This window comes from Myroides oncorhynchi (assembly GCF_020905415.1).
Classification (GTDB): domain Bacteria; phylum Bacteroidota; class Bacteroidia; order Flavobacteriales; family Flavobacteriaceae; genus Flavobacterium; species Flavobacterium oncorhynchi_A.
In genome coordinates this window covers 3,723,049-3,745,076 of sequence record NZ_JAJJMP010000001.1, presented here as the reverse complement: position 1 = coordinate 3,745,076, position 22,028 = coordinate 3,723,049, and the positions used below count along the sequence as shown (strand labels likewise).

Below are 22,028 nucleotides of genomic sequence, written 5' to 3'. Positions count from 1 at the left end.
GTATCTTGTTGATTCTTTCTGTGTTTAAAAGTTCTTCTTTTTAGCTGTTAAATAAATAGCTAAGATGGGAATACAAGTCCAAAGTAATAAAATAGCAAAAGAAATAAAGCTTCCTATATTACCACCAAAGAATTTTTTAAATACAGCACCTGTGTATCCTAATAAAGCAGATACATCTAGTTTTAATATAATTAATATACGTGAAAGGTCGATTGGGTTTAGAACCGTACCTATTAGAGAGATATTCTCTAAAGGATAATCTCCGAAAATCATTAAGATACTCAAGAAAATGCCATCATATACTACTGCTAAGAATAACCATAAAAGGATAGCAAATCCAAATCCTTTAATCTTATTCTCGTTTTTAAGGCCTATATTATAAGCTAAGGCGCTGAATATAAAGGTTAGGAAGGTCCCTGTCACAAGTAGTAATAGAAAGTCAAATATGATGTCTGAAGCAAATAGTCCATAGCATATAAAAGGAATGCCTAATCCGATTAATAAACTCATAGATAAGGATAAAGCAACTCCTAGATACTGTCCTAAAAAGATAGAAGATCTCTTGATGGGCAAGGCCAATAAGAGCTCTGTGAATTCTTTAGAATCATAGTAGTACATAATGCCAAAAATAGTACTAATCAGAGGCACCAATACAATGATAATATTCATCAGTGTTATAATAGCTTTGCCTATGTCGTTGTTTAAAAATAATAGTACAAAGCCAAGAGCTAAATAGAAAAGTAAGTAAATGTAACTCCATCTACTTCTTATTAGGTCGTAAAAACTATATTTTAGGATCTTAAGCATGATTATCAGTTAAAATATTAGCAATAGCATGTTCAAAGTTGTTTTGTCCTGTAGTATCTTTTAATTCCTGAATAGTTCCTTTAAAATAGATTTTTCCTTCTAATATAAAGATAATCTGATCAGAGATTTCTTCCACAAAACTCATAATATGAGAGGTGACTAATATGATTTTTCCCTTTTGTTTTTCTTTTAGAATTAATTCCTTTAAAGTGATTAATGCAGCAGGGTCTAGCCCTGTAGTGGGCTCATCAAGTATTAGGATAGGATTATCAAATAAGAAGGTCAACAGCAGGTTTACTTTTTGTTTTGTTCCTCCTGAGAGATTGTTGAGCTTTTTATCTAAAAAAGGACTAAGTTTAAAAAGATCAATCAAGTAGCTTTGGTCTTTCTTACTTTCTCCTCTAAGGTCTTTAATCATTTTAATTAATTCAAGAACTGTTATATTATTTGGGAAATTAGCTATTTGGGGTAGGTAATCTATGTCTTTTCTATACTCCCACTGTTTTGAGATAGGTTGTTGATTGACTGTTATAGTTCCTTTATCAGGAAATACCATGCCTAGAATACACTTGTTAAGCGTAGTCTTTCCGCTACCATTAGGACCAAGAATAGCAATCACACCTGTTTCAATAGATAAATCAATTCCTTTGAGTACTTGGATCTCTCCAAATTTTTTATGTAAATCACTTATTGTTATCATGTTTAATTTGCTTTATAAATGGTTTAGAATCAAGTAAATTATCTGGAGTAAATACAGGCGATACTTTTTCTGAAAAGTCGATAATATCAACAAATAAGCTTCGTAAGAATATGATAGATTCAGGTGTCTTATTCACAACATATGAGAATAGTTTGATAGGTCTGTGTGGAACATCTCCGATGCCATCTTTATCAAGGTCATATCCAGCGTAATTGCTCCAATAATTATTATCAAAGCTATTTTGATTAAGCTGACCTTGATATAACAAGTCAAAAGAGTTGTTTAAGAAGTTGTTATTCTTAATTGTGTTTTGATAGTTTGCTCCTCTAGAGTTAATCGCCCAGCCATTGCTAATAAAATCATTGTGTAAATACTCAACTCTATTAGATCCTTCAATGTTGATAGCGGTTGTATTGGCTTTAAATGTGTTATAGGTAATACTGGTGTCATTCACTTCTTTAAGCAGGACTCCATAGGCTGCCGATCCCCAGTTATGACTAAAAGTGTTCTTAGTCATTGTCATAAATTTAGAGAACATAATAGCGACACCAGCGCCATTGCTGATATAAGAACTATTAGTAACCACATCATTGTTAGAAAACATAAAGTGAAGGCCATATCGAACATTGTCTCTGCTTATGTTATTGTCTATGGTACAATAGTTAGAAAACTCCAAATAGATACCATCTCTAACTTTCTCCACATAGTTATTTTTAATCTGTATATTATTACAGTACCAGAGCTGGATACCGTTTCCTGAGTTAAACTCATTTTTAGCTTTACCGTATATTTTGTTATTAAGTACTTTTCCGTTTTTTGATTTTTCTAAGTAAATTCCAAAAAATAGATCGGCGATAACATTATTCTTGATTGTGAAATTTTTGCTCTCACGAACTCTAATCGCAGCATAATCTTTAATATAACTAGTACCAACATTAATGATCTTAAAGTCTTGTATAGTTACATCATCTGCTTTTATGATAAAGATTTCTCCTTTGTTATCACCGTCTATTGTAGCATTCTTTCCTATTAATGTTAGTGGCTTATTTATAAATATATCTGTTTCTTTATAAGTACCTTTTTCTACCTCGATTATATCGTTATCCTGCGCTAGTTCGATTGCCTTTTTAATAGATGTAATAGATGAGTTTTGACCAACAGTGATAGTCTTAGCGATCCCACAAAAACTTTGGATAAGTAAAAATAAAAACAAGAGATTTTTAGTTACTGTTTGCATGTCAATAGTGGGTGTTATAATATTGTTTTAGTGCTTCTTGATTTGCTTTACTACTTGATCATAAGTGTATAGATTACCAGTGTTTTCTTTGATTAGTCTATCTGCATCATTTGTTGACTTAGTAGCAGATAAAAAAGCGCCCATTGGGCTAGGTATATTCTTAGAGATTATAAAAGCAGCATCTTTAGCAGGAATTAATTCCCCTGGGTTTAAGATATCTGATACTAGAATATGTGAATAAGAACCTTGCTCTTTTTCGTTTTCTGCAACATAAGAAATCATACATTCGATAGCATCGAATTTGTAGTTCTTACCCTTTGAGGTAACTATCTGAGAGGCATGTTTGTTGTCTACTATCCCCATTGTACAGAAGTCACAACTATCAGTACCATACTCGATAGGAGTTACTTTTACAGTACACGAAGTGAGTAGGAATATTATGCCAAGTAAGTAAAGTGATTTCATATTAATTCTTTTTAGATTGGATCCCTACAAAGTAAGCGACAAAGGTTAGTAACATTCCTAAAGCCATTAGATATGCTCCGATATGAGGGTAAGAATAAGCGTCAAAGTTTAGAATCTTACGATGACCAAATAGGGGAGGTTCATAAGTAAGGGGATTACCCGCAGCATCAACCATCTTCATAATAGCGTGAGGATCTAGATCACTACCATATTCCACTAACCATAGATTAAAATCATACATACCTGCGATACCTAGTAGCCCCATAAGTATTAACCATCCTAAAAAAAAACCAGGTTTTGCCTTATTAAAGAATCCTGCTACCCCAATAGCAATACCCAATATTGACATTGAAGCTATTACAATCGGGAAAACAGAGAATTCCCACATTTGTTCTGGTTTAGGGATGGTCTTCATTCCTATGTAATGGTTAAGACCATCTATGTTCTGAAGGTCAAATTCTTGTACTCCTTTAATTCCATTTATATAGATATCCATACCTAGTGGCACTGGATATTGAGGGGCTCCTAATTCTATATTCCACAAAGGGAAATAGAATAATGATAAAAGTAGACAAGAGCCTATCATCATTAATATGGATGCTTTTTTCATGATATTATTTTTAAAAAGGGCAAAGACAGTGCTTTGCCCTTTAATGAACTAAAATGTAAACTAACAATTATGTATTTAGCAATACTTATTCGTCATCTAATGACCAAGAAAGTTCTATCTTAGAGTCTGCTGGAGATACTCTAACATATCCCTGCATCTCTTGGTGTAATGCAGAACAGAAGTCAGTACAGTAAAATGGCCACACACCAACTTGTTTTGGTTCCCAAACTATAGTTTCTGTCTTACCTGGAGTCACTAATAATTCTGAAGTATTAGCCCCAATCATAGCAAATCCATGAGGTACATCAAAGTCTTGTTCTAAGTTTGTAATATGAAAGAATACTTTGTCACCTACTTTTACCCCTTCTATATTATCAGGAGTAAAGTGACTGCGTATCATGGTCATATATATGTGTACTTCATTTCCTTTTCTAATTACTTTAGTATCATTTGGAGATTTGGCAACAGCAGGGTGTTTATTTTCGTCTAGCTTATATATCTGTCTTGATTTACTTTTTATCTTATCAGCTTTAATAGCAGCAGCATAGTGCGGCTCACCAATAGTAGGGAAGTCTAGAATAAGTTCCATTTTATCTCCAGTGATATCATAGAGTTGAGCAGAGTGGTTAAGATCGGGTCCTACAGGAAGGTATCTGTCTTTAGTGATCTTATTCATCGCTACCATATATTTACCATCAGGTTTTCTAGAGTTACCACCAGGAATCATTAGGTGACCTACAGAGTAATAAGTAGGTTTTCTATCTATGATCTCCCAAGTACCTAATTTCCATTTTACTACTTCAGAAGATATAAAGAATGTAGTATAGGCATACCCTTTACCATCAAACTCTGTATGTAAAGGTCCTAAACCAGGTTGCTCCACTACACCTGCTAATACATCATCAAATTTTAAGATAGGAAGACCATAGGCCTCACCATCAAATTTTTTCTTCTCGATAGCATCTAGCATTTTAGTAAATGAGTGCACTGTAAGGTTGGCAGATAATTTACCATTACCAATAATGTATTCCCCAGAAGGGTCAACATCACAACCGTGAGGTGATTTAGGAGTAGGCAATAAATAAACTAACCCAGGAAGCTCACTAGCATCAAGAACAAGTACTTCGTCTTTCATTGTACTTGTAGCAGTATGTGTTTCATTGTTAAACTTGTTATGAGCATATTTAGTAGACATTTTTTTACCTTTTCCTGCTTTGATATATTCCTCTGCTTTTTTCCAGTTAACAGCAGCGATAAAGTCTTTGTCATTTTGAGAAGCATTAACTTCTAATAAACTGTGTGCTTCTTCTGTATTATACGTTGTAAAGAAGAACCAACCATGTGATTTACCTCTACCAGGGTGAGATAAGTCATAGTTAAAACCAGGCATGTGAATTTGGAAAGACAAATCCATATCTCCTGTTTTTTGATCTACTTTAATAAAAGAAAGTGAGCCTTTAAAGTTTCCTTTATAATCTTTAATCGGCATGTCGCGCTGTGGAATAGGAACAGAAAATCTAGTACCAGCCACTACGTATTCTGTATTTTCAGTTACAAAAGAAGAACTGTGATTCCCTGCACTATTAGGTATTTCAATAATCTCTGCAGTACTAAAATCTTCTAAATCAATTCTAGCGATACGTGGAGTATTGTTTCCATTAATAAATATCCATCGACCATCTAGTTCTCCATTAGTTTGAGAAATATCAGGGTGGTGAGAGTCATCCCAAGGTACAAAACCATGAGAAGTCATTAACATTGGCTTAGTTTCTTCACTATAACCATATCCTTTTTCTGGATCTTGAGAGAATACAGGAATTACTTTAAAAAGCCTTCCTGATGGCAATCCATAAACAGATAATTGTCCACTGAATCCACCTGAGAAAAATCCGTAATATTCGTCATATTCTCCAGGTGCTACATAGACTTTTTCTGCAGCATTTGTTGCTATTGCTCCTTTATTACCTTGCTTGGAATTATTACATCCCATAAGGAATAATGATGCAACACAACCTGCTAATACTAGGTTAATGTTTTTTTTCATATTATTACTTTTTATGCTTTGATGTTCTATAGCGTTCTGAAGTATTCAAGTACTGCTCGAGCGTCTTGTTCAGTTAGATTTTGATTAGCCATAGGAGCTCCATTAAACTCTTTAAGTAAGTCTTTAGCTAATGGATCTTTTTCAATCATGACCTCAGGGCTTAGAATCATATTCATAACCCATTCAGGAGAACGTCTATCTAAGATACCTTTAGGAGCGGGTCCTATGAATTTTTTGTCTGGCTTGTGGCAAGCAGTACACATATTTTTATAGATATCTTGCCCTTTATCAGCTAACGCTTTATCTATATCACCAAGTTTTAATTCTTTTATTGGACCAAAACCTTTATTTTCTAAGTCAATACGCTCTGATGCAGGTGCGGTGTTATCTGTAGAAGTTGTTTTAGTCTCATTTGTAGTTGTCTCTACATTTCTCTCGTTGGTTGTAATTTCTGGATCAGATGTTGTTTTGTCTGCTTTTGTATTACAACTCGCAATTAGTAATGAGCTAAAAATTAATAGGGGTAGAGTACTTGTTCTCATGTTATAGTATTATTAAGTTTATTTTCTGCTAAATTACTGCCAATAATTAGCCACTTTTTATGACTTGAATCACAAATGGTGAAATAAAAGGATAAAAATATCCTTTATAATAATATGTTGATTTTTAATGTGTTGTATTTTTTATTTTGATTACTTATATAAAGTTAATTTAAAAAACAAGCTTATTTACAACTATGGAAATTTTTGATTTTTTATCTATATTTTGGTATTAGTAAGTTATTTTAAATCGCATTTAGTAGTTTCATTATCTCAAACCTTTTTTTAGTTGTTAATTTATTGAATATTAGTTGTTTTGTTTTATGTATAGATTAGAATGTGTTGGTATATTTTTAAAACTACAATTGCATCTTCGCCAAACATATGTATTTTGTCTTTTTTATTTATTAAAGAAGTTGATGCTACTTGTTCTTGAGAAAGTGGCTATGGATTGAGTATATAGTATGGTTCTAATGTAAAATATGCAATAGAGATAAGTAGTTTTACTAATATATGGTGTTTTAACGGAGTTATATTGGATTGCATCAAACTTACCTGAATCAAAACTTGTATAAGTCCATTATAGGTGTCCAGTTGTTTTATTTATTAAAAGGATTTAAAGCCAATGGGAGTTATCTTTTTATAAAATAGATATAATAGATTTTCATTTTTTGGAGTATTTGAAAGTAAAAAAGGATACTTATTAGACGCGAAAAGGGCGTAGAAATAAAAAACGCTAGTATTTTTTTATATTTATCATTGATAAAAGTTATTTATTGAATTAAATGTTTTAGTTTTGTTAATATATTAGTTGTCTAAGCTATAGGTGTTTTGCAAGTGAGATGGAGAAAAATAAAGAATTAAAGCACACAAAAATAGAAAATGACAACGTAAAACAATTTGTTAAATTTATTGTTTTATTGCTATGAGTAAAAACCTTCAACAATATACAACTTTAGATCAATCATACTTCTTCGATATCGATGAAGTGTATTGTGGTGGAGAAATCGCTGTCCAACACTTAGTTAATTATGATTTATATCTGAAGCTTCATTCGGATCAATGCAAGCAATATTCCCAACAAGAATTATGTCAAAAATATGAAAAAGCTATATTGACAGAATCAGTAATATTAGACAAAGGAGGTTATATAATAAATAATAACTTTTTTTATGGAGAGTTCACTATAGGGGATTGCGGATTATTGCATGGAGAGTGTCAACTTAAAAGTAAGGAGAATGATAGTTTGTTTGATCTTCATTTTGTCAAAGGAGTTGCTGTCAAAGGACTTATAACAGAATCAGGTACGGTTGTTTCTCGATTTGTTTTGACTGATAGTCTGTTTACAGTAGAAAAATTAGAAGAAGGACAATTATCAAGTAAACAAGTAATTGATTTTAATTTGACTCCTGAATCAAACTCTATATTTTATGTATACTATGACAATGGAGAAATAGAAAGTATAGAAGATAACATAAATCAAACTCAGAAGAGTTTTTATCGAAATGGAAATATTCAAAAAATAAATGATTTATTTAATGAGCGAACTCAATTCTTTGATAGTAATGGTGTATTGACAGAGGAATTTTATATTGAACAGGGATATAGATGTTCTCTTACGTATGAAAATGGATTATTGACTGATAGAACTTGTATTGGTGAAGAGGATGAGTTTTTTTATTTTTATAAACATGGTAAATTAGATTTTTACGAGGTATTAGATAAAGCAACTAATATAACTAGCGTTTATAGAAGTAATGGCGATTTAGTACAGCAAGATAGTATTTATCAACTAGGTTATACATCCTGATAATGAAGCTTTCTAGAAATTTAGAATAGATTTGATTTATTTTTAAAAAAAAGATCTTGCAATAGTGCATATTTACTATAAAAGTAGTAATATTGCAGTGTTGTTGAAATCTGTTATTTGACAACTCGCTCCCTAGTCAGGCTTCCAATTCTGATTAGGGAGTATTTTTTTATATCTACCTTATTTATTACCTTTTCTAGTTTCATGTTTTAGTAGAGTCTTTCTTTATTCATAGTCTACAATGTTGAACTTGTCCTTACAATGTTATTTTTAAACACTTTTAGGGGAGATTGCCCAGTTGTTGGGGTTTTTATGGCTGATTAAAACTAATTGGAAGTATTGGTTAAATTATACGTTTATAGGTTATTATGAATTTCAAAGTATTTAAATGATTTTTTTTTGTACTTATTATTGCGTATTTACTATAAAAGCAGTAATATTGCAGTGTTGTTGAAATCTGTTATTTAACAACTCGCTCCCTAGTCAGGCTTCCAATTCTGATTAGGGAGTATTTTTTTATACTTACCTTATTTTTATTTTATCCTATAATACTAGAAGAGACCTTATTACTATTATTTGTATGAAATGAGATATTCTGTTAAAAACAAGTTTACCTTTAGTGAACTATTATAGATAATCAAAATTCATTGATTACATTTGCGATTGTATTGATACAAACTTTTATGAAAAGACTTCGCCAAATTAATTTTCTATTAGTTGTAATCGCTTTAGTATTTGTTAATTGTACTCGGTCTCATATAGATAGTAAGACAGACTACGATCAGCTATATGCTGTGTGGCATGATTATGATTATAAGGACAGTTTAGCTGATGTACTGAGGCCAGCAGTAGAGAATGCTTTAACTTTAAGTAATACTCCAGACAATAGAGTTACTATAGATAGTGTTTTGTCTCACTTAAGATGGACACGTGATTCTATTTCTTTTTTTAAGCTCAGTAACAAGGCTATTAAATATGCTAAGAGCAAGTCAGATCAGTATATGTTGGCGGGAACTTATAATAATATAGCAATGTATTACCATGATTTAAATGTTTTGGATAGTACATTTTATTATTATATAAAAACGGAGAATATCTATAATCAATTAGGAGATTCTATTAAAATAGGGGAGATGGAATTTTATCAGGCTCGTCTATTATTAGAAAAAGGATTGTATATGGAAAGTGAGGTAAAAACTTCTAATGCATTATCAATTTTGAAAAATCATCCACTAAATCCCATTCCTTTTGAGGCAAACCAATTAATGGCTTTATGTTTGATTGAACGCAAGGATTATAGCGAGGCTAAGGTTTATTTAATCCGTGCTTTAGAGTTGATGCAGAAAGACATTAAAAGTAATAAAGTTTTGAATAAAGACAGATTAATGCAAGCCATTACAGCAGTCTATATTAACTTATCTGAGGTTAGTTTTTATTTGGGGAAATATAAAGAATCCTTAGACTATGCTGATGTAGCATTTAGTTATATAGAACCAGAATTTTCTTCTTTGATAATTGGGTATGCGAAAGCTACAAAAGCTCGAGCTGGCTTTATGCTTGAGTTGAAATATAAATATAAAGTAGATGTAGATAAATATGCAAAAGAAATAGAAAAAACTTTCATAGAAGCTTTAGATGTTAACAATTATTACATAGCCAATACTATGGCTATGATGGTTGCAGATATGTTTTTCCAAGCAAAAGAATTAGATAAAGCTTTTCGATGGGCTGAGAAGGCATATGCTATTGCTTTAGAGCGTGATATGAAACCATTGCAACGTGAGGCATTGGAGTTTTTAGTAATTCATAAAGAATATGAGAATCGCGATCAGGTCAAGGAAGTTATTCGGCTTACACATGTTTTGGATGAGTTAGATTATATGACTCGTAATCGCTTTGCTCGTATAGAGTATGAAACACAGAAGATAGAATTTGAGAATGTTGAACTTAAAGGGGTTATTTCAATATTGTTTATCACTAGTGTCTCTATTATATTGGCATTAATGTTAGGGGTGTATATCTATAGACTTAAAAACAAGACTAGAGAGATTAAATTAATAAAGGGACAACAAGCAGCTAATGAGAGTATCTATGAGTTAATTCTAGAAAAAAGCAGTATAGCCACAGAAGTAAAAAACAATGTGCGAAACAAGATAGCTAAAGATCTTCACGATGGCGTGGTTAATGGAATATTTACTATCCGCTTTAATCTTCAACAACTAAATTCGGACAATGAAACTTTAAAAAATACACTAATTTCTGAATTACAACATTTAGAAAAGGGAACAAGAGATATTTCACATTCTCTAATCGATAATGAATTATTTAAAGAGACTAAATTCTTGAGTTTAGTAGAGGATTTGGTATCACTTCAAAAAAATAAATGGAATACTAAATTTTTGCTAGACTATCAAGGACAATTAAATTTAGAAGATCTGTCAGCCATTGATAAAGTCAATACCTATTTTATTATTAGAGAAGCTATTCATAATGTCAATAAGTATTCAAAGGCATCACTTTGTACTATAAGTTTTATTGGCAATGTTAATGAGACTGTTATTAAGATAAAAGACAATGGAATTGGCTTTGATGTAGAAGCTAAAAGTGGTGGTATGGGATTACAGAACATGAACGAACGAGCATTATCCCTACATTCAGAGATTGTAATCTTTTCAGAAAAAGAAGTAGGTACAGAAGTTTATTTTAAAGTAACGTGTCAAGAGGTTTCAAGTAATTAAAAAAAAACAAAAATATAATACTTTTGTTTCTAATGTATTATAGGTATTGCTCAAAACTAATCAGTATTTAATCAGATCTTAAAACAATACAGTATATATTTAATATATTGTTACAAACTTTTATGAAAAGACTTCGCCAAATTAATTTCCTATTAGTTACAATCGCTTTAGTATTTGTTAATTGTACTCGTTCTCACATAGATAGTAGAACTGATTATGATCAGCTATATGCTGTATGGCACGATGATGCCTATAAAGATAGTGTTGCTCAAGTACTTAAGCCTGCAGTAGAGAACGCTTTAAATTTAAAAAATAGTTTTGATAATAGAGTTGTTATAGATACTATTTTGTCTCAATTACGATGGACGCAAGATTCAGAATCGTTCTTGAAACTTAGTTCTAAAGCTATCGATTATGCTGACAAAAAATCTGATCTATATATGTTGGCAAAAACATATAATCACTTAGGTGTTTATTATAGTGATTTAGGTATTTTAGACAGTACTTTTTATTATTATTTAAAGACAGGTAATATTTATAGACAGTTAGGAGATTCTTTAAAAATTGCAGAGACAGAGTTTTATCAAGCAAGAGTTCTATATGAAAAGGGATTACATATGGAGAGTGAAGTTAAGATTGCAGAGTCTTTAGGTATATTGTATAAATTTCCTAAAAGTCCTGTTTCTTTTGAAGCTAATTTAATGATGGGCTTATGCTTATCTGCTAGAAAAGATGATGATGGAGCAAAAAAATATTTGCTAAAAGCATTAAACTTGATGAAAGAAGACCTTAATAAAAATAAAGTCTTGGATCAAGATAGGCTTATCCCAGCTATTCTTATGGTATATATAAACTTGTTTGATATAGCATATTATTCAGACGATTATCAAAAAGCTAAAGAGTATGTGGCTGAAGGTTCAAAATATTTAACTAAGGATACTCCTCCTTTATTAATCATGGTATTAAAGAGTAATCTAGCAATGTGTAATTTGTCAACTGAATTAAAATTAGGTAAGTTAAAAAATTCACTTCCTTATTTAGATGATATGTTTCCTGTTTATTATGAGGCGATTAAGGTTAATAATTTGATGGCAGCAAATTATCAAGCTATAACTTTAGTTGATACATATATAAAAGTCAAGGATACCTTAAATGCTCTTAAATGGGCTGAAAAGTCTTATAAAATATCAAAAGATAGAGGTATAAAAGTTGATCAACAAGTAGCCATAAGATTTATGTTGGAGCATAAAAATTATGAAAACAGTGATCGTGTTAAAGAAATTTTAGCGCTTAATCAAGATATTGAAGAAACAGATTACTTTACCCGTAATCGATTTGCACGTATAGCATATGAGACAGATAAGATAGAAGTAGAGAATACAGAGTTAAAAAGTATTATTACAATAATAATGGTAACGGGTTTATCTATTATATTGGGATTGCTTCTTATTGTATTTACATATCGACTTAGAAATAAAAATAGACAAATCAAATTGATTAAACATCAACAAGAAGCTAATGAGAGTATCTATGAGTTAATTTTAGAAAAAAGCAATATAGCCACAGAAGTAAAAAACAATGTGCGAAACAAGATAGCTAAAGATCTTCATGATGGTGTGGTTAATGGAATATTTACCATCCGCTTTAATCTTCAACAACTAAATTCGGACAATGAAACTTTAAAAAATACACTAATTTCTGAATTACAACATTTAGAAAAGGGAACAAGAGATATTTCGCATTCTCTAATTGATAATGAATTATTTAAAGAGACTAAATTCTTGAGTTTAGTAGAGGATTTGGTATCACTTCAGAAAAATAAATGGAATACTAAATTTTTGCTTGACTATCAAGGACAATTAAATTTGGAAGATCTGTCAGCCATTGATAAAGTCAATACCTATTTTATTATTAGAGAAGCTATTCATAATGTCAATAAGTATTCAAAGGCATCACTTTGTACTGTAAGTTTTGTTGGTGGTATTAATGGAATTATTATTAAGATAAAAGATAATGGAATTGGCTTTGATGTAGAAGCTAAAAGTGGTGGTATGGGATTACAGAACATGAACGAACGAGCATTATCCCTACACTCAGAGATTGTGATTTTTTCAGAAAAAGCAGTAGGTACAGAGGTCTATTTTAAAGTAATGCTTCAGGAGGTTTGCTAACTAATCTATAATTTAGAAAAGAAAAATATATGATAATAAAATCAGAGTTTATTAAGTGCTTTCCTGAATATGAACAAGTATTTGAGGGAGATTTGGGTCAATATAAGAAACATTTTTTGCCAATTTGTTCTATAAATTTACAATGTATTGTTCCAGAGGAAAATCAGTGGTTACATTTTGTTTCTGTCAAAGAGATTTACGAGGGGTGTGTGGGGCAGGAAACTCATGAATTTCATTCTAGATACTGTAAAGAAGATATGTTAGGTTTTGATGTTATTGGTGATAAGTATCAGTTTGAAGCTGACTGGAATTTCTTTATCTATGAGAAAATGAGTATTCAGGGTAGTGTTATTAGTAATCAAAATATGATTCAGCATTATAGAATAGAACGTGTTAATATTCAGACAGTAGAAGAATTAGAAGCATGGTTAGTGAAATATGAGTATAATACTTATCCTGATTATAGAAATAAACTAAAAAGTAAACATACCTATTTCATAAAACCAGATTTAGATCAAGAGCTTGTAGAGAGTCTTTTGGATCGATTAGAGCAGGAGGCTAATGAATCGGATTACGGAACTGTCTTAGGAGCTTATGAGTTAAATACAAAAACATATGAGCTTGCTAAAGAGTATTATCAGAAGCATGGTAAGATTTATCCAATGACAATTGGGAATTATTCTTCTAAAATTGAAACTTTAGAAAGTTTAGAAAAAGGTGTTGAAGATAATAAACAATATATAGAGTACCCAGAGATAGGAGGGATGCTTAACGATGTTCAGTTTCAGAGTAAAGAGGATAGACATTGTTTAGAAGAGTATGAGATTACTTTCGAAGAAGCAATGCGATTTGAAGATTCTACTAACCTAATTGAACTACCTTATGACAAAGAGGGAAGTATATTTACTTATATTGGTAGATTTACAGGTTATTTATTTCAACAGTACGGAGCTGATAATGCTTATTTATTTTATAATAAAGAGCTTAAAAAAGCAGTGATGTGCCTAGAATACACTTAAGTAAGTAGAGATAAATGAAATCCTATGTAAACAATTAAATGAAAAAAGGCTAAACATCATTTGTTTAGCCTTTTTTTAATTTTTATAAGTAGGAAAATAATATTCGAACTTATAAGAAATAGGTGATTACGCTCTTCTTACGTTTACAGCGTTAATTCCTTTTTTTCCTTCTTCAATTTCGAAAACTACTGTATCATTTTCTTGAATTCTTTCGTTTAAGTTTGACACGTGTACGAAAATGTCTTGTCCTCCATTGCTTGGAGTGATGAAACCAAATCCTTTAGTTTCGTTGAAGAATTTAACTGTTCCTTCTTGCATAATATTAAGTATTTAAATTTTATTTACTTCAATGGCGCTTAAGCCTCTTGGAGTCCTTTCTTTCTTGAAGGTAACTTTGTCACCTTGCTGTAATGGCTGATTAGATTGACTGCTATGAACAAATATGTTTTCTTTAGAATCATCTTCTGTGATAAACCCAAATCCTTTACTACTAAAATAAGTAATTACTCCAGTGCTTTCAGTATCTGGTGCAGAAGCTGCTGCTAAGCGCTCTTCAAGCTCTCTTTTTGCTGCTTCGATGTCTTGCTCTTCAGGTGGAACGTTCGTAAGATTACCGTTGTAGTCTACATAAACTAATAAATCTTCTAGGTCTTTTCCTTTGTTATTATTTAGTTTACGTTCCTCTTTCTTTAATGCTTTCTCTTGTCTTTTCTGTGCTTTCTTTTTATTATTTTCTTTCTTTGAAAAAGAATCAGCCATATTTTTTGTTTTTTTTTGGTTACTACTAAATTACTAATTTTACCTTATATAATGCTATTTTGTAGCTAAAAATTAAGGTTTTACTTGCATTTTGATTCCAGTGAACTTCTGAATGGCATTCCATTCTTTCTTTTCTTCAGGAGTACAAAAGCAAATAGCAACTCCATTAATCCCTGCGCGACCTGTTCTACCAATACGATGTACATACGTTTCTGGTTTATCAGGGATATCATAATTGATGACATAAGGGAGTTTGCTTATATCTATTCCTCTAGCTGCAATATCTGTAGCTATAAGGATGTTTATTTTCTTATTTTTAAAATCATCTAGTGCCTTTACTCGTGCACTTTGAGATTTATTTCCATGAATAGCCATCGCTACCATATTTACTTTTTGTAAGTATTTTACTAAGTTGTTGGCCTCATACTTTGTTCTTGTAAAGACTAAAGTAGGCTCTGTGTTCTCTACTAAAATAGAATGTAATAGGGCTCTTTTTTCCTTTTTCTCTGTAAAATATACTTCTTGTTGTATTGTTTCAGCAGTAATAACTTCTGCGGCCACTTCTACTTTTATAGGGTTGTTTACGATACTTCTAGCAAACTTTTCTATATCTTTAGGCATCGTCGCAGAGAAAAATAAAGACTGTCTTTTGGCAGGGATATGAGTAAGGATTTTTTTTAAATCGTGTATAAAACCCATATCAAGCATTTGGTCAGCTTCATCTAATACTAAAATCTCTAGATTAGAAAGCTTTACTATCTTCTGATTAATTAAGTCAAGTAATCGACCAGGAGTAGCTACTACTATATCTGTGCGCTGTTTTAAAGCTCTAATTTGAGGAGGAAGTGGAACGCCACCGAATAAGGTTAATGTGGTAAGAGGTAATTCTGTACTGTAATCTAAAAAGCTATCCTTAACTTGGATTGCTAGTTCTCGTGTAGGTACAAGTATTAGTGCTCTAATAGCTTTATTTGTAGACTTGCTAGCATTTAATCTCTCTAATATTGGAATAGCAAAAGCTGCTGTTTTACCAGTACCTGTTTGAGCAGTACCAATAACATCTTTACCTTCTAAAATAACAGGAATAGCTTTTTGCTGTATTTCTGTAGCTTGAGAATAACCTATTTTAGTGAGTGCCTGTTGTATTTCTGAGGATAATGCTAAGTCTTTAAAATTCATTTGTAATTGCCTGTTCTTATTCTGTTTATACTCTTTAGAGTATGTGTAATTGTTATGTGTATTATCCTTGTCAGAGTATTCATCTCACAGGTATAGGGTCTTTATTCGAAACAATAAATATGATACACATTTACTTTCAGAAGTTTCTTCTATAATTCGAAACAAAAAGAATCAAGAGTTAAAAAGGAAAGACTAATAAAGGATTATTTATCCATTATTATAAAGTCACTATTCTATTAACTAATAATACGAGTGCAAATGTACAACTAATTATCGAATAACAAAGAATTTATTTAAGAGGTTTTTAGGTGTTGTAATTAAACTTCTATTTTGTTTCATTGTTGTCCGATAAAAATATGAGATAAAAAAAGAAGCCAGCATGCTGGCTTCTAAAAAGTTATCGTAGTTTAGTCTTGCAAACCATAAACACGATGAGTAAAAGTACATATTTTTCAAGTAAATCCGTATTCGGACAGCTGATTTCTTTAATAGATGATGAGATTATTAAATCGGCAGTAGTAAATACTAACTCTGATTATTATGTAAAGAAATTCAAATCCAAAGACCATCTAATAAGTATGCTTTTTTGTTGTTTTGCCAAATGTAATTCACTTCGTGAAGTATCTGGTGCAATGCTTGGCTTATCAGGGAAAACCAAAGGATTCCAATTAAATCATATCCCTAAACGTAGTACTTTATCAGATGCTAATAAAAATAGAGAAGTGAGGTTTTTCGAAGATGTCTATAATCAACTTCTTAGTAAATACACAAATAAGTTATCGGACAGCCGAATTAAAGATGTTATCAAAAAGCAAGTAAAGCTTGTTGATAGTAGCACCCTAAGCCTATTTAAGGATATATTAAGCTGTGTAGGTCGTAAATCCAAAGATGGAAAATCAAAAGGAGGTATAAAAGTTCACTCAGTGATTAATGCTGATGAAAAGGTTCCCAATATGGTGTGGTTTAGTTCAGCAGCAACACATGATCATAATTTTTTAAAGAAACTTAAATGTGATGATAATACCATTTATGTTTTTGACAAAGGGTACAATGATTACAAGGCATTTAAACATTTTTCAGAGTACCAAACTGGCTTTGTAACAAGGATAAAAGACAATGCAAATTATGATATAATAGAAGCTAATCAAATCCCTGAACACCAACATAGTGGTGTATTACAAGACCAAATCATTGAAGTTAGTATTAAAGAAAACAATATCTTAACCAAGCTTAAACTACGCAAAGTGAAATTTTATGATAGAGAAAATAAGAGAGTTTTTGAGTTTATTACTAACCTCTTTCAATTAAGATCAGATATGATAGCTGCTTTATATAAACTTAGATGGCAAATAGAACTTGTCTTTAAACAGCTCAAACAGAATTTCCCTTTAAAGTATTTTTTAGGAGATAATGAGAATGCTATTAAAATACAGATATACTGTGTCTTAATAGTAAATTTACTTATATCTGTAGTTAAGAAAAAGCTTACACGAAGTTGGGCTTTTTCAAACTTGGTGAGTTTTTGTAAGATTCACCTGTTTAACTACATTAAACTATTACATTTCTTAGAAAACCCTGAACAAGATTGGATTATTGAAGATCAAGAGATAAAACAGCTCTCTTTGTTCTGACAGCCTATTTTTAGCCTTAGTAGGAAATAAAAAAAGTATAAAACTTATTATCAATACAATATGACTAAAAACTCTATTGATAATAAGTTTTATCGGACACTAATGATTTTGTTTCATTAATACAGTAGTAATAATTGATTAAGAATTGGTATTTTTGGAATAATTTTGAATAGAATAATAAGTTGTTCATGTGTACATTCTTTAGGTATTATAATATAAAAATATATAACACTCTTTCTAATTGGAGCTTTATAAGCATTATTTTCTTTATGTTTATAAATGGTAATGTATTGGCACAAGAGCAAGAGGAAGATCAAATGAGTATTGTCAAACTGTGGCGTGACCTCAATGGTGATAATCAACTAACTATTCATGTAGGAGCTACTTGTAATAATTATGACAGTAAAAGGCTTTTTGCAAAATCAGGGTATCCTTCGCTAATTTCTATCGAATTATTTAATGAAGAGAATAAAGTTAATTTTATATATGGGCAACGTCTTGCTGATCATCAGATGTTGATGTTTTACGATGAAGGGATATGGTTTTCAGAACACAATGATATTCAGGCCGTGTTTATTCCTGTTTTTTATTGTCGCCCTTATTTTGGTAATGAAATGCCGTTAACCTATATTGTGCTTTATAATGGAAAACGCTATGTGTATCATTTTGATTATCTATGTGGTTCAGGAGTATTAGATACATGCGCACTTCCTTATAGTAAAAGAGAACTTGCTAAAAGATTAACAGATTTGCCTAAAGAACTAGCAAATAAATTTTCAGATTATCTTTGGAAGGTATATACTTCCCGTGAAGATTTGTTTCCTAATCATTTAATATTTAGATCAGAAAAATATACCAAGACACACTTTCCTTATGATTTAGCTACTGCTTATAATGCGACTTATCCTTATGTCTTATTAGATAAGGTGAATGGGTATTTACAAGAGCAAAAGTATTCGTTGGCCAGTATATATTTAGCAGAATTTGAATATGTTTATCTTATTGGTGAACTAACTGTAGATGTTGCAGGGTTTTATGTACAAGATAAAACAATTGGACAAAAAGCAACATTATATCGCACCAGGATTGGTACAGACAGGGAAAAGCTTTTAGAAGAAGCGAAGTTCTTGACTCGTCGTAGCCAATATCAAGAAGCTTACCTTATTTATAGAGTGATATTAGACAAAGAGACAGAGGTAGATAACTAGTAGGGGAAAGCTAAATTGAGTTTTTCCTATAAAACTCAAGTACTATTGAGAAATAGCTATAAGATAATTAAGTATATTGCGTTTAATAGATGTTTAGCTAATCTTACCCTGGTGTTATGTTGCCTTAAGAGAGTAAAATAATTAGAAAAATTAAAAGTATTAATGATACTTTATAGATAATATATGAAAAAGATTCAAAAGATTTGTTGTGTAGGTGCAGGGTATGTAGGTGGGCCTACTATGGCTGTGATCGCGCAAAAAAATCCACATATTCAGATTACTGTAGTTGATATTAATCAAACTCGTATTAAAGCCTGGAATAATAGTGATTTAACTCAATTACCTATTTATGAGCCGGGTTTAGATGTTATTGTGAAAGAAGCAAGAGGTCGTAACTTGTTTTTTGATACAAATGTGGATAAAGCAATTGAAGAAGCTGATATGATTTTTATCTCTGTGAACACTCCTACTAAGACCTATGGAAAGGGTAAGGGAATGGCTGCTGATTTAAAGTATATCGAATTATGTGCTCGTCAAATAGCAAGAGTAGCTAAGACGGATAAGATTGTTGTGGAAAAATCAACTCTACCTGTACGTACTGCACAAGCTATCAAAAGAATATTAGATCAAACAGGTAATGGAGTTGAATTTCAGATTTTATCTAACCCTGAGTTTTTAGCAGAGGGGACAGCTATTGCGGATTTGATGAGTCCTGATAGAGTACTAATAGGTGGTGAGCAAACAAAGCAGGGACATGAAGCTATTGAAGCTCTTGCTTCTATCTATGCTGCGTGGATACCACAAGAGCGCATCCTACGTACTAATGTGTGGTCGTCGGAACTTTCTAAATTAACAGCTAATGCTTTTTTAGCACAACGTGTATCTTCTATCAATGCTATATCAGAACTATGTGAGGTATCTGGAGCAGATGTAGAAGAGGTATCCAGGGCAATTGGGACGGATAGTCGTATTGGTGGCAAATTTCTAAAAGCTTCTGTAGGCTTCGGAGGGTCTTGTTTTCAAAAAGACATTTTAAACCTTGTTTATATCGCTAAGTCCTATGGATTAGATGCTGTAGCAGACTACTGGGAGCAGGTAATTATCATGAATGATCATCAGAAGCATCGCTTTGCAGAGCATATTGTTAGTACTTTATTTAATACAGTAAATGATAAGAAGATAGCATTTTTAGGTTGGGCGTTTAAAAAAGATACTAATGATACTAGAGAATCGGCAGCTATTTATGTGGCTAATGATTTGATAGAGGAACAAGCCCAAATACATGTCTATGATCCTAAAGTAACGCAGATACAAATGCTTTCGGATTTAGATTATTTAGCCACACGTAATCAAGAAAAAAATCAAAACTATCTAAAGGCGCATGAAGACCCTTATACTGCACTAGAACAAGCACACGCAATAGCAATATTGACAGAATGGGATGAGTTTAAAACATATGACTGGCAACGTATCTATGATAATATGCAGAAACCTGCTTTTGTGTTTGATGGTAGAAATATTATCGACCGCATAGCTTTAGAACAGATAGGTTTTGAAGTGCATAGTATTGGAAAGGGAGCTATAAATTCCTTTTAACTAATGGTGATGTTAAAATTGTAATATTACTATAATATCTGATCTGTTTTAAAAAAATAAAATGAACGCTCTAAAAGCAATATTCAAGTATATGTACTTTATATTCTATTATCTTGTAAAGGGGATGAATTATTTGGTGCTTATTATTATTGTGTTATTAGCACATCTTTACTACAAGATAAAGCATCAATTTACTAGAGCTTAAATACATGATCAAGCTGAGAAATATAGATGAACTTTATTTTTTTAATTTTTAGATAGTTATTTGCCAAATAAGAGTATAGGTTTAGTATCAGTGTGGGGATTAGAGTAATATTTAAGTTTTAGCCTAAAATAAGTGGTGTAAAATAAATACAATAATGTAGATCAATACAACAATAATTAATTCCAATCGTCAGAAAATTTTAGTGTAGAATAACAGTCCTTTTTACACTAAAAGCCCATGTTGTATTAAAAAAAAATTATGGACTTTTATTGTAACTTTTTTATTTTATTGCATTTAGCAAGAAGTAATTAAATGTATCTCCGTTTAGTGTCATACTGATGATTTATAGATTAAAGGAACTGATCATGTAAACAAGTAACTAGTTAATATACAGTAATTGTAAAAATTGGTATTATCTAGTTTAATGGGATAATTACAACATTACACCCTCTTATTACATCAAACGGACATACATTAGTAATTATTATAGGTTTTAGTTGTGATAGATTAACATTCGTGCTAATTTAACACTTCTAAGACATCTATTTGTAGTGATGTATTGGTCATAAAAGAAGATAGGTTAGTAGATTTATCATTTGGTATGCCTATAGCTAAGTTTCCTTTATATTGATCTTTTAATCTTGGTATTGCAGCTACTCTTAGAGTGTGTTTGCCTACAGGAAGATTCTCTACTGTAGCTATTAGTGTTACAACTGTAAAAGACATTGCTCCTCCATAAACGCCGAAGGGTTTAACAGCTTTTAGCTTACCGTCTATAAAAAAACCTATAGAAAAGGTAAATGTAGGATCATTACCACTATCGTAGTCATTGGAAAGATGACCAATTGTTTGTAGGGTTAAATTAGTTTTGTTCTGTGGTTTTGTTATTTCTATAGTGTATATTAGATCAGCAAATGGTTTCCAAGCTGCATCTGTGTTTGCTCCTGTAGTTATATCTTCATTTTCGCTGTACTGCCTTTTACTACTACCGTTTTGGAAAACTACTCCTTTAGAGTCAATTAAGACATCGCTTTTTATCATAGTAAAAGATCCAGCAGGAACTATAGGTATGCTTAAAGCAACCCATTCAGGTGATTTGTCTGAACCTTTAGACATTAGTACTTGACCTACTTTTCCAGGTGTACCCTTACTTGTTCTACTGCCCTTTACATTTAGATCTTTAGTAACTTGTAAGCTACCATTAAGATGAAAATCTGTCATTGGAGTTACTGTATTAACACCTATTGGCTGAGCCAATAAATTACAAGTAGTTAGTATCAATATTGCTAGTATAATTTTTTTTATCATTT

General features: G+C 31.4%; 18 protein-coding genes. 7 read left to right on the top strand and 11 right to left on the bottom strand.

The window, feature by feature from the left end; all coding sequences use genetic code 11:
- Positions 1-24 precede the first annotated feature (24 nt).
- From LNQ81_RS16315 to LNQ81_RS16285, 7 genes are all read right to left on the bottom strand, one after another.
- On the bottom strand, positions 25-807 hold the full coding sequence (locus LNQ81_RS16315) for an ABC transporter permease (protein ID WP_229948582.1): 783 nt from the start codon (positions 805-807) through the stop codon (positions 25-27).
- The gene (locus tag LNQ81_RS16310) at positions 800-1,507 is read right to left on the bottom strand and encodes an ABC transporter ATP-binding protein (RefSeq protein WP_229948580.1); all 708 of its coding nucleotides are present in this window, start codon (positions 1,505-1,507) and stop codon (positions 800-802) included. Before LNQ81_RS16310 ends, LNQ81_RS16315 begins: the two co-directional genes overlap by 8 nt.
- Positions 1,491-2,744 (bottom strand): nitrous oxide reductase family maturation protein NosD, encoded by a 1,254-nt coding sequence (locus LNQ81_RS16305; protein ID WP_229948578.1) that lies wholly within the window; start codon positions 2,742-2,744, stop codon positions 1,491-1,493. The genes LNQ81_RS16310 and LNQ81_RS16305 overlap by 17 nt, the downstream gene beginning before the upstream one ends.
- Before the next feature lie 27 nt (positions 2,745-2,771).
- Positions 2,772-3,209, bottom strand: a complete 438-nt coding sequence (locus tag LNQ81_RS16300; RefSeq protein WP_229948576.1) for a nitrous oxide reductase accessory protein NosL — start codon at positions 3,207-3,209, stop codon at positions 2,772-2,774.
- Position 3,210: 1 nt separating this feature from the next.
- On the bottom strand, positions 3,211-3,819 hold the full coding sequence (locus LNQ81_RS16295) for a hypothetical protein (protein WP_229948574.1): 609 nt from the start codon (positions 3,817-3,819) through the stop codon (positions 3,211-3,213).
- An 85-nt stretch (positions 3,820-3,904) separates the two neighbouring features.
- Positions 3,905-5,863: a Sec-dependent nitrous-oxide reductase gene (nosZ, locus tag LNQ81_RS16290; RefSeq protein ID WP_229948573.1), complete on the bottom strand. Its 1,959-nt coding sequence runs from the start codon at positions 5,861-5,863 to the stop codon at positions 3,905-3,907.
- 26 nt (positions 5,864-5,889) lie between these two features.
- The gene (locus tag LNQ81_RS16285; protein ID WP_229948570.1) at positions 5,890-6,405 is read right to left on the bottom strand and encodes a c-type cytochrome; all 516 of its coding nucleotides are present in this window, start codon (positions 6,403-6,405) and stop codon (positions 5,890-5,892) included.
- A 922-nt stretch (positions 6,406-7,327) separates the two neighbouring features.
- Here LNQ81_RS16285 and LNQ81_RS16280 point away from each other — a divergent pair.
- The 4 genes from LNQ81_RS16280 to LNQ81_RS16265 all read left to right on the top strand — a co-directional run bounded on the left by LNQ81_RS16280 (position 7,328) and on the right by LNQ81_RS16265 (position 14,140).
- Positions 7,328-8,212, top strand: coding sequence for a hypothetical protein (locus LNQ81_RS16280; RefSeq protein ID WP_229948569.1), 885 nt, complete (start codon positions 7,328-7,330; stop codon positions 8,210-8,212).
- A gap of 683 nt (positions 8,213-8,895) precedes the next feature.
- The gene (locus LNQ81_RS16275) at positions 8,896-10,950 is read left to right on the top strand and encodes an ATP-binding protein (RefSeq protein ID WP_229948566.1); all 2,055 of its coding nucleotides are present in this window, start codon (positions 8,896-8,898) and stop codon (positions 10,948-10,950) included.
- Positions 10,951-11,072: 122 nt separating this feature from the next.
- Positions 11,073-13,121, top strand: a complete 2,049-nt coding sequence (locus LNQ81_RS16270) for a sensor histidine kinase (protein WP_229948565.1) — start codon at positions 11,073-11,075, stop codon at positions 13,119-13,121.
- Positions 13,122-13,150: 29 nt separating this feature from the next.
- The gene (locus LNQ81_RS16265) at positions 13,151-14,140 is read left to right on the top strand and encodes a hypothetical protein (protein WP_229948563.1); all 990 of its coding nucleotides are present in this window, start codon (positions 13,151-13,153) and stop codon (positions 14,138-14,140) included.
- Between the two features lie 126 nt (positions 14,141-14,266).
- On the opposite strand, the gene LNQ81_RS16260 is transcribed toward LNQ81_RS16265, so the two are convergent.
- The 3 genes from LNQ81_RS16260 to LNQ81_RS16250 form a co-directional block, all read right to left on the bottom strand.
- Entirely contained in the window at positions 14,267-14,458 is a 192-nt protein-coding gene (locus LNQ81_RS16260) for a cold-shock protein (protein ID WP_229948561.1), read from the bottom strand.
- A 12-nt stretch (positions 14,459-14,470) separates the two neighbouring features.
- Positions 14,471-14,899: a cold-shock protein gene (locus tag LNQ81_RS16255; protein WP_229948560.1), complete on the bottom strand. Its 429-nt coding sequence runs from the start codon at positions 14,897-14,899 to the stop codon at positions 14,471-14,473.
- Positions 14,900-14,971: 72 nt separating this feature from the next.
- Positions 14,972-16,078 carry a DEAD/DEAH box helicase gene (locus LNQ81_RS16250; protein WP_229948558.1) on the bottom strand — a complete coding sequence of 369 codons (1,107 nt, stop codon included), beginning with the start codon at positions 16,076-16,078 and terminating at the stop codon, positions 14,972-14,974.
- Positions 16,079-16,509: 431 nt separating this feature from the next.
- Between LNQ81_RS16250 and LNQ81_RS16245 the strand changes: the two genes are divergently transcribed.
- From LNQ81_RS16245 to LNQ81_RS16235, 3 genes are all read left to right on the top strand, one after another.
- Entirely contained in the window at positions 16,510-17,709 is a 1,200-nt protein-coding gene (locus tag LNQ81_RS16245) for an IS4 family transposase (RefSeq protein ID WP_229948556.1), read from the top strand.
- Between the two features lie 269 nt (positions 17,710-17,978).
- Positions 17,979-18,917: a hypothetical protein gene (locus LNQ81_RS16240; RefSeq protein WP_229948554.1), complete on the top strand. Its 939-nt coding sequence runs from the start codon at positions 17,979-17,981 to the stop codon at positions 18,915-18,917.
- 183 nt (positions 18,918-19,100) lie between these two features.
- Complete coding sequence (locus tag LNQ81_RS16235) at positions 19,101-20,513, top strand: UDP-glucose 6-dehydrogenase (protein WP_229948552.1); 1,413 nt, start codon at positions 19,101-19,103, stop codon at positions 20,511-20,513.
- Positions 20,514-21,237: 724 nt separating this feature from the next.
- Here LNQ81_RS16235 and LNQ81_RS16230 read toward each other — a convergent pair.
- Positions 21,238-22,026, bottom strand: a complete 789-nt coding sequence (locus LNQ81_RS16230; protein ID WP_229948551.1) for a hypothetical protein — start codon at positions 22,024-22,026, stop codon at positions 21,238-21,240.
- Positions 22,027-22,028 lie beyond the last annotated feature (2 nt).

Coding starts and splice junctions, on each gene's coding strand:
- LNQ81_RS16315 (WP_229948582.1), bottom strand. CDS start 807: ATGCTTAAGATCCTAAAATATAGTTTTTACGACCTAATAAGAAGTAGA.
- LNQ81_RS16310 (WP_229948580.1), bottom strand. CDS start 1,507: ATGATAACAATAAGTGATTTACATAAAAAATTTGGAGAGATCCAAGTA.
- LNQ81_RS16305 (WP_229948578.1), bottom strand. CDS start 2,744: ATGCAAACAGTAACTAAAAATCTCTTGTTTTTATTTTTACTTATCCAA.
- LNQ81_RS16300 (WP_229948576.1), bottom strand. CDS start 3,209: ATGAAATCACTTTACTTACTTGGCATAATATTCCTACTCACTTCGTGT.
- LNQ81_RS16295 (WP_229948574.1), bottom strand. CDS start 3,819: ATGAAAAAAGCATCCATATTAATGATGATAGGCTCTTGTCTACTTTTA.
- nosZ (WP_229948573.1), bottom strand. CDS start 5,863: ATGAAAAAAAACATTAACCTAGTATTAGCAGGTTGTGTTGCATCATTA.
- LNQ81_RS16285 (WP_229948570.1), bottom strand. CDS start 6,405: ATGAGAACAAGTACTCTACCCCTATTAATTTTTAGCTCATTACTAATT.
- LNQ81_RS16280 (WP_229948569.1), top strand. CDS start 7,328: ATGAGTAAAAACCTTCAACAATATACAACTTTAGATCAATCATACTTC.
- LNQ81_RS16275 (WP_229948566.1), top strand. CDS start 8,896: ATGAAAAGACTTCGCCAAATTAATTTTCTATTAGTTGTAATCGCTTTA.
- LNQ81_RS16270 (WP_229948565.1), top strand. CDS start 11,073: ATGAAAAGACTTCGCCAAATTAATTTCCTATTAGTTACAATCGCTTTA.
- LNQ81_RS16265 (WP_229948563.1), top strand. CDS start 13,151: ATGATAATAAAATCAGAGTTTATTAAGTGCTTTCCTGAATATGAACAA.
- LNQ81_RS16260 (WP_229948561.1), bottom strand. CDS start 14,458: ATGCAAGAAGGAACAGTTAAATTCTTCAACGAAACTAAAGGATTTGGT.
- LNQ81_RS16255 (WP_229948560.1), bottom strand. CDS start 14,899: ATGGCTGATTCTTTTTCAAAGAAAGAAAATAATAAAAAGAAAGCACAG.
- LNQ81_RS16250 (WP_229948558.1), bottom strand. CDS start 16,078: ATGAATTTTAAAGACTTAGCATTATCCTCAGAAATACAACAGGCACTC.
- LNQ81_RS16245 (WP_229948556.1), top strand. CDS start 16,510: ATGAGTAAAAGTACATATTTTTCAAGTAAATCCGTATTCGGACAGCTG.
- LNQ81_RS16240 (WP_229948554.1), top strand. CDS start 17,979: ATGTTTATAAATGGTAATGTATTGGCACAAGAGCAAGAGGAAGATCAA.
- LNQ81_RS16235 (WP_229948552.1), top strand. CDS start 19,101: ATGAAAAAGATTCAAAAGATTTGTTGTGTAGGTGCAGGGTATGTAGGT.
- LNQ81_RS16230 (WP_229948551.1), bottom strand. CDS start 22,026: ATGATAAAAAAAATTATACTAGCAATATTGATACTAACTACTTGTAAT.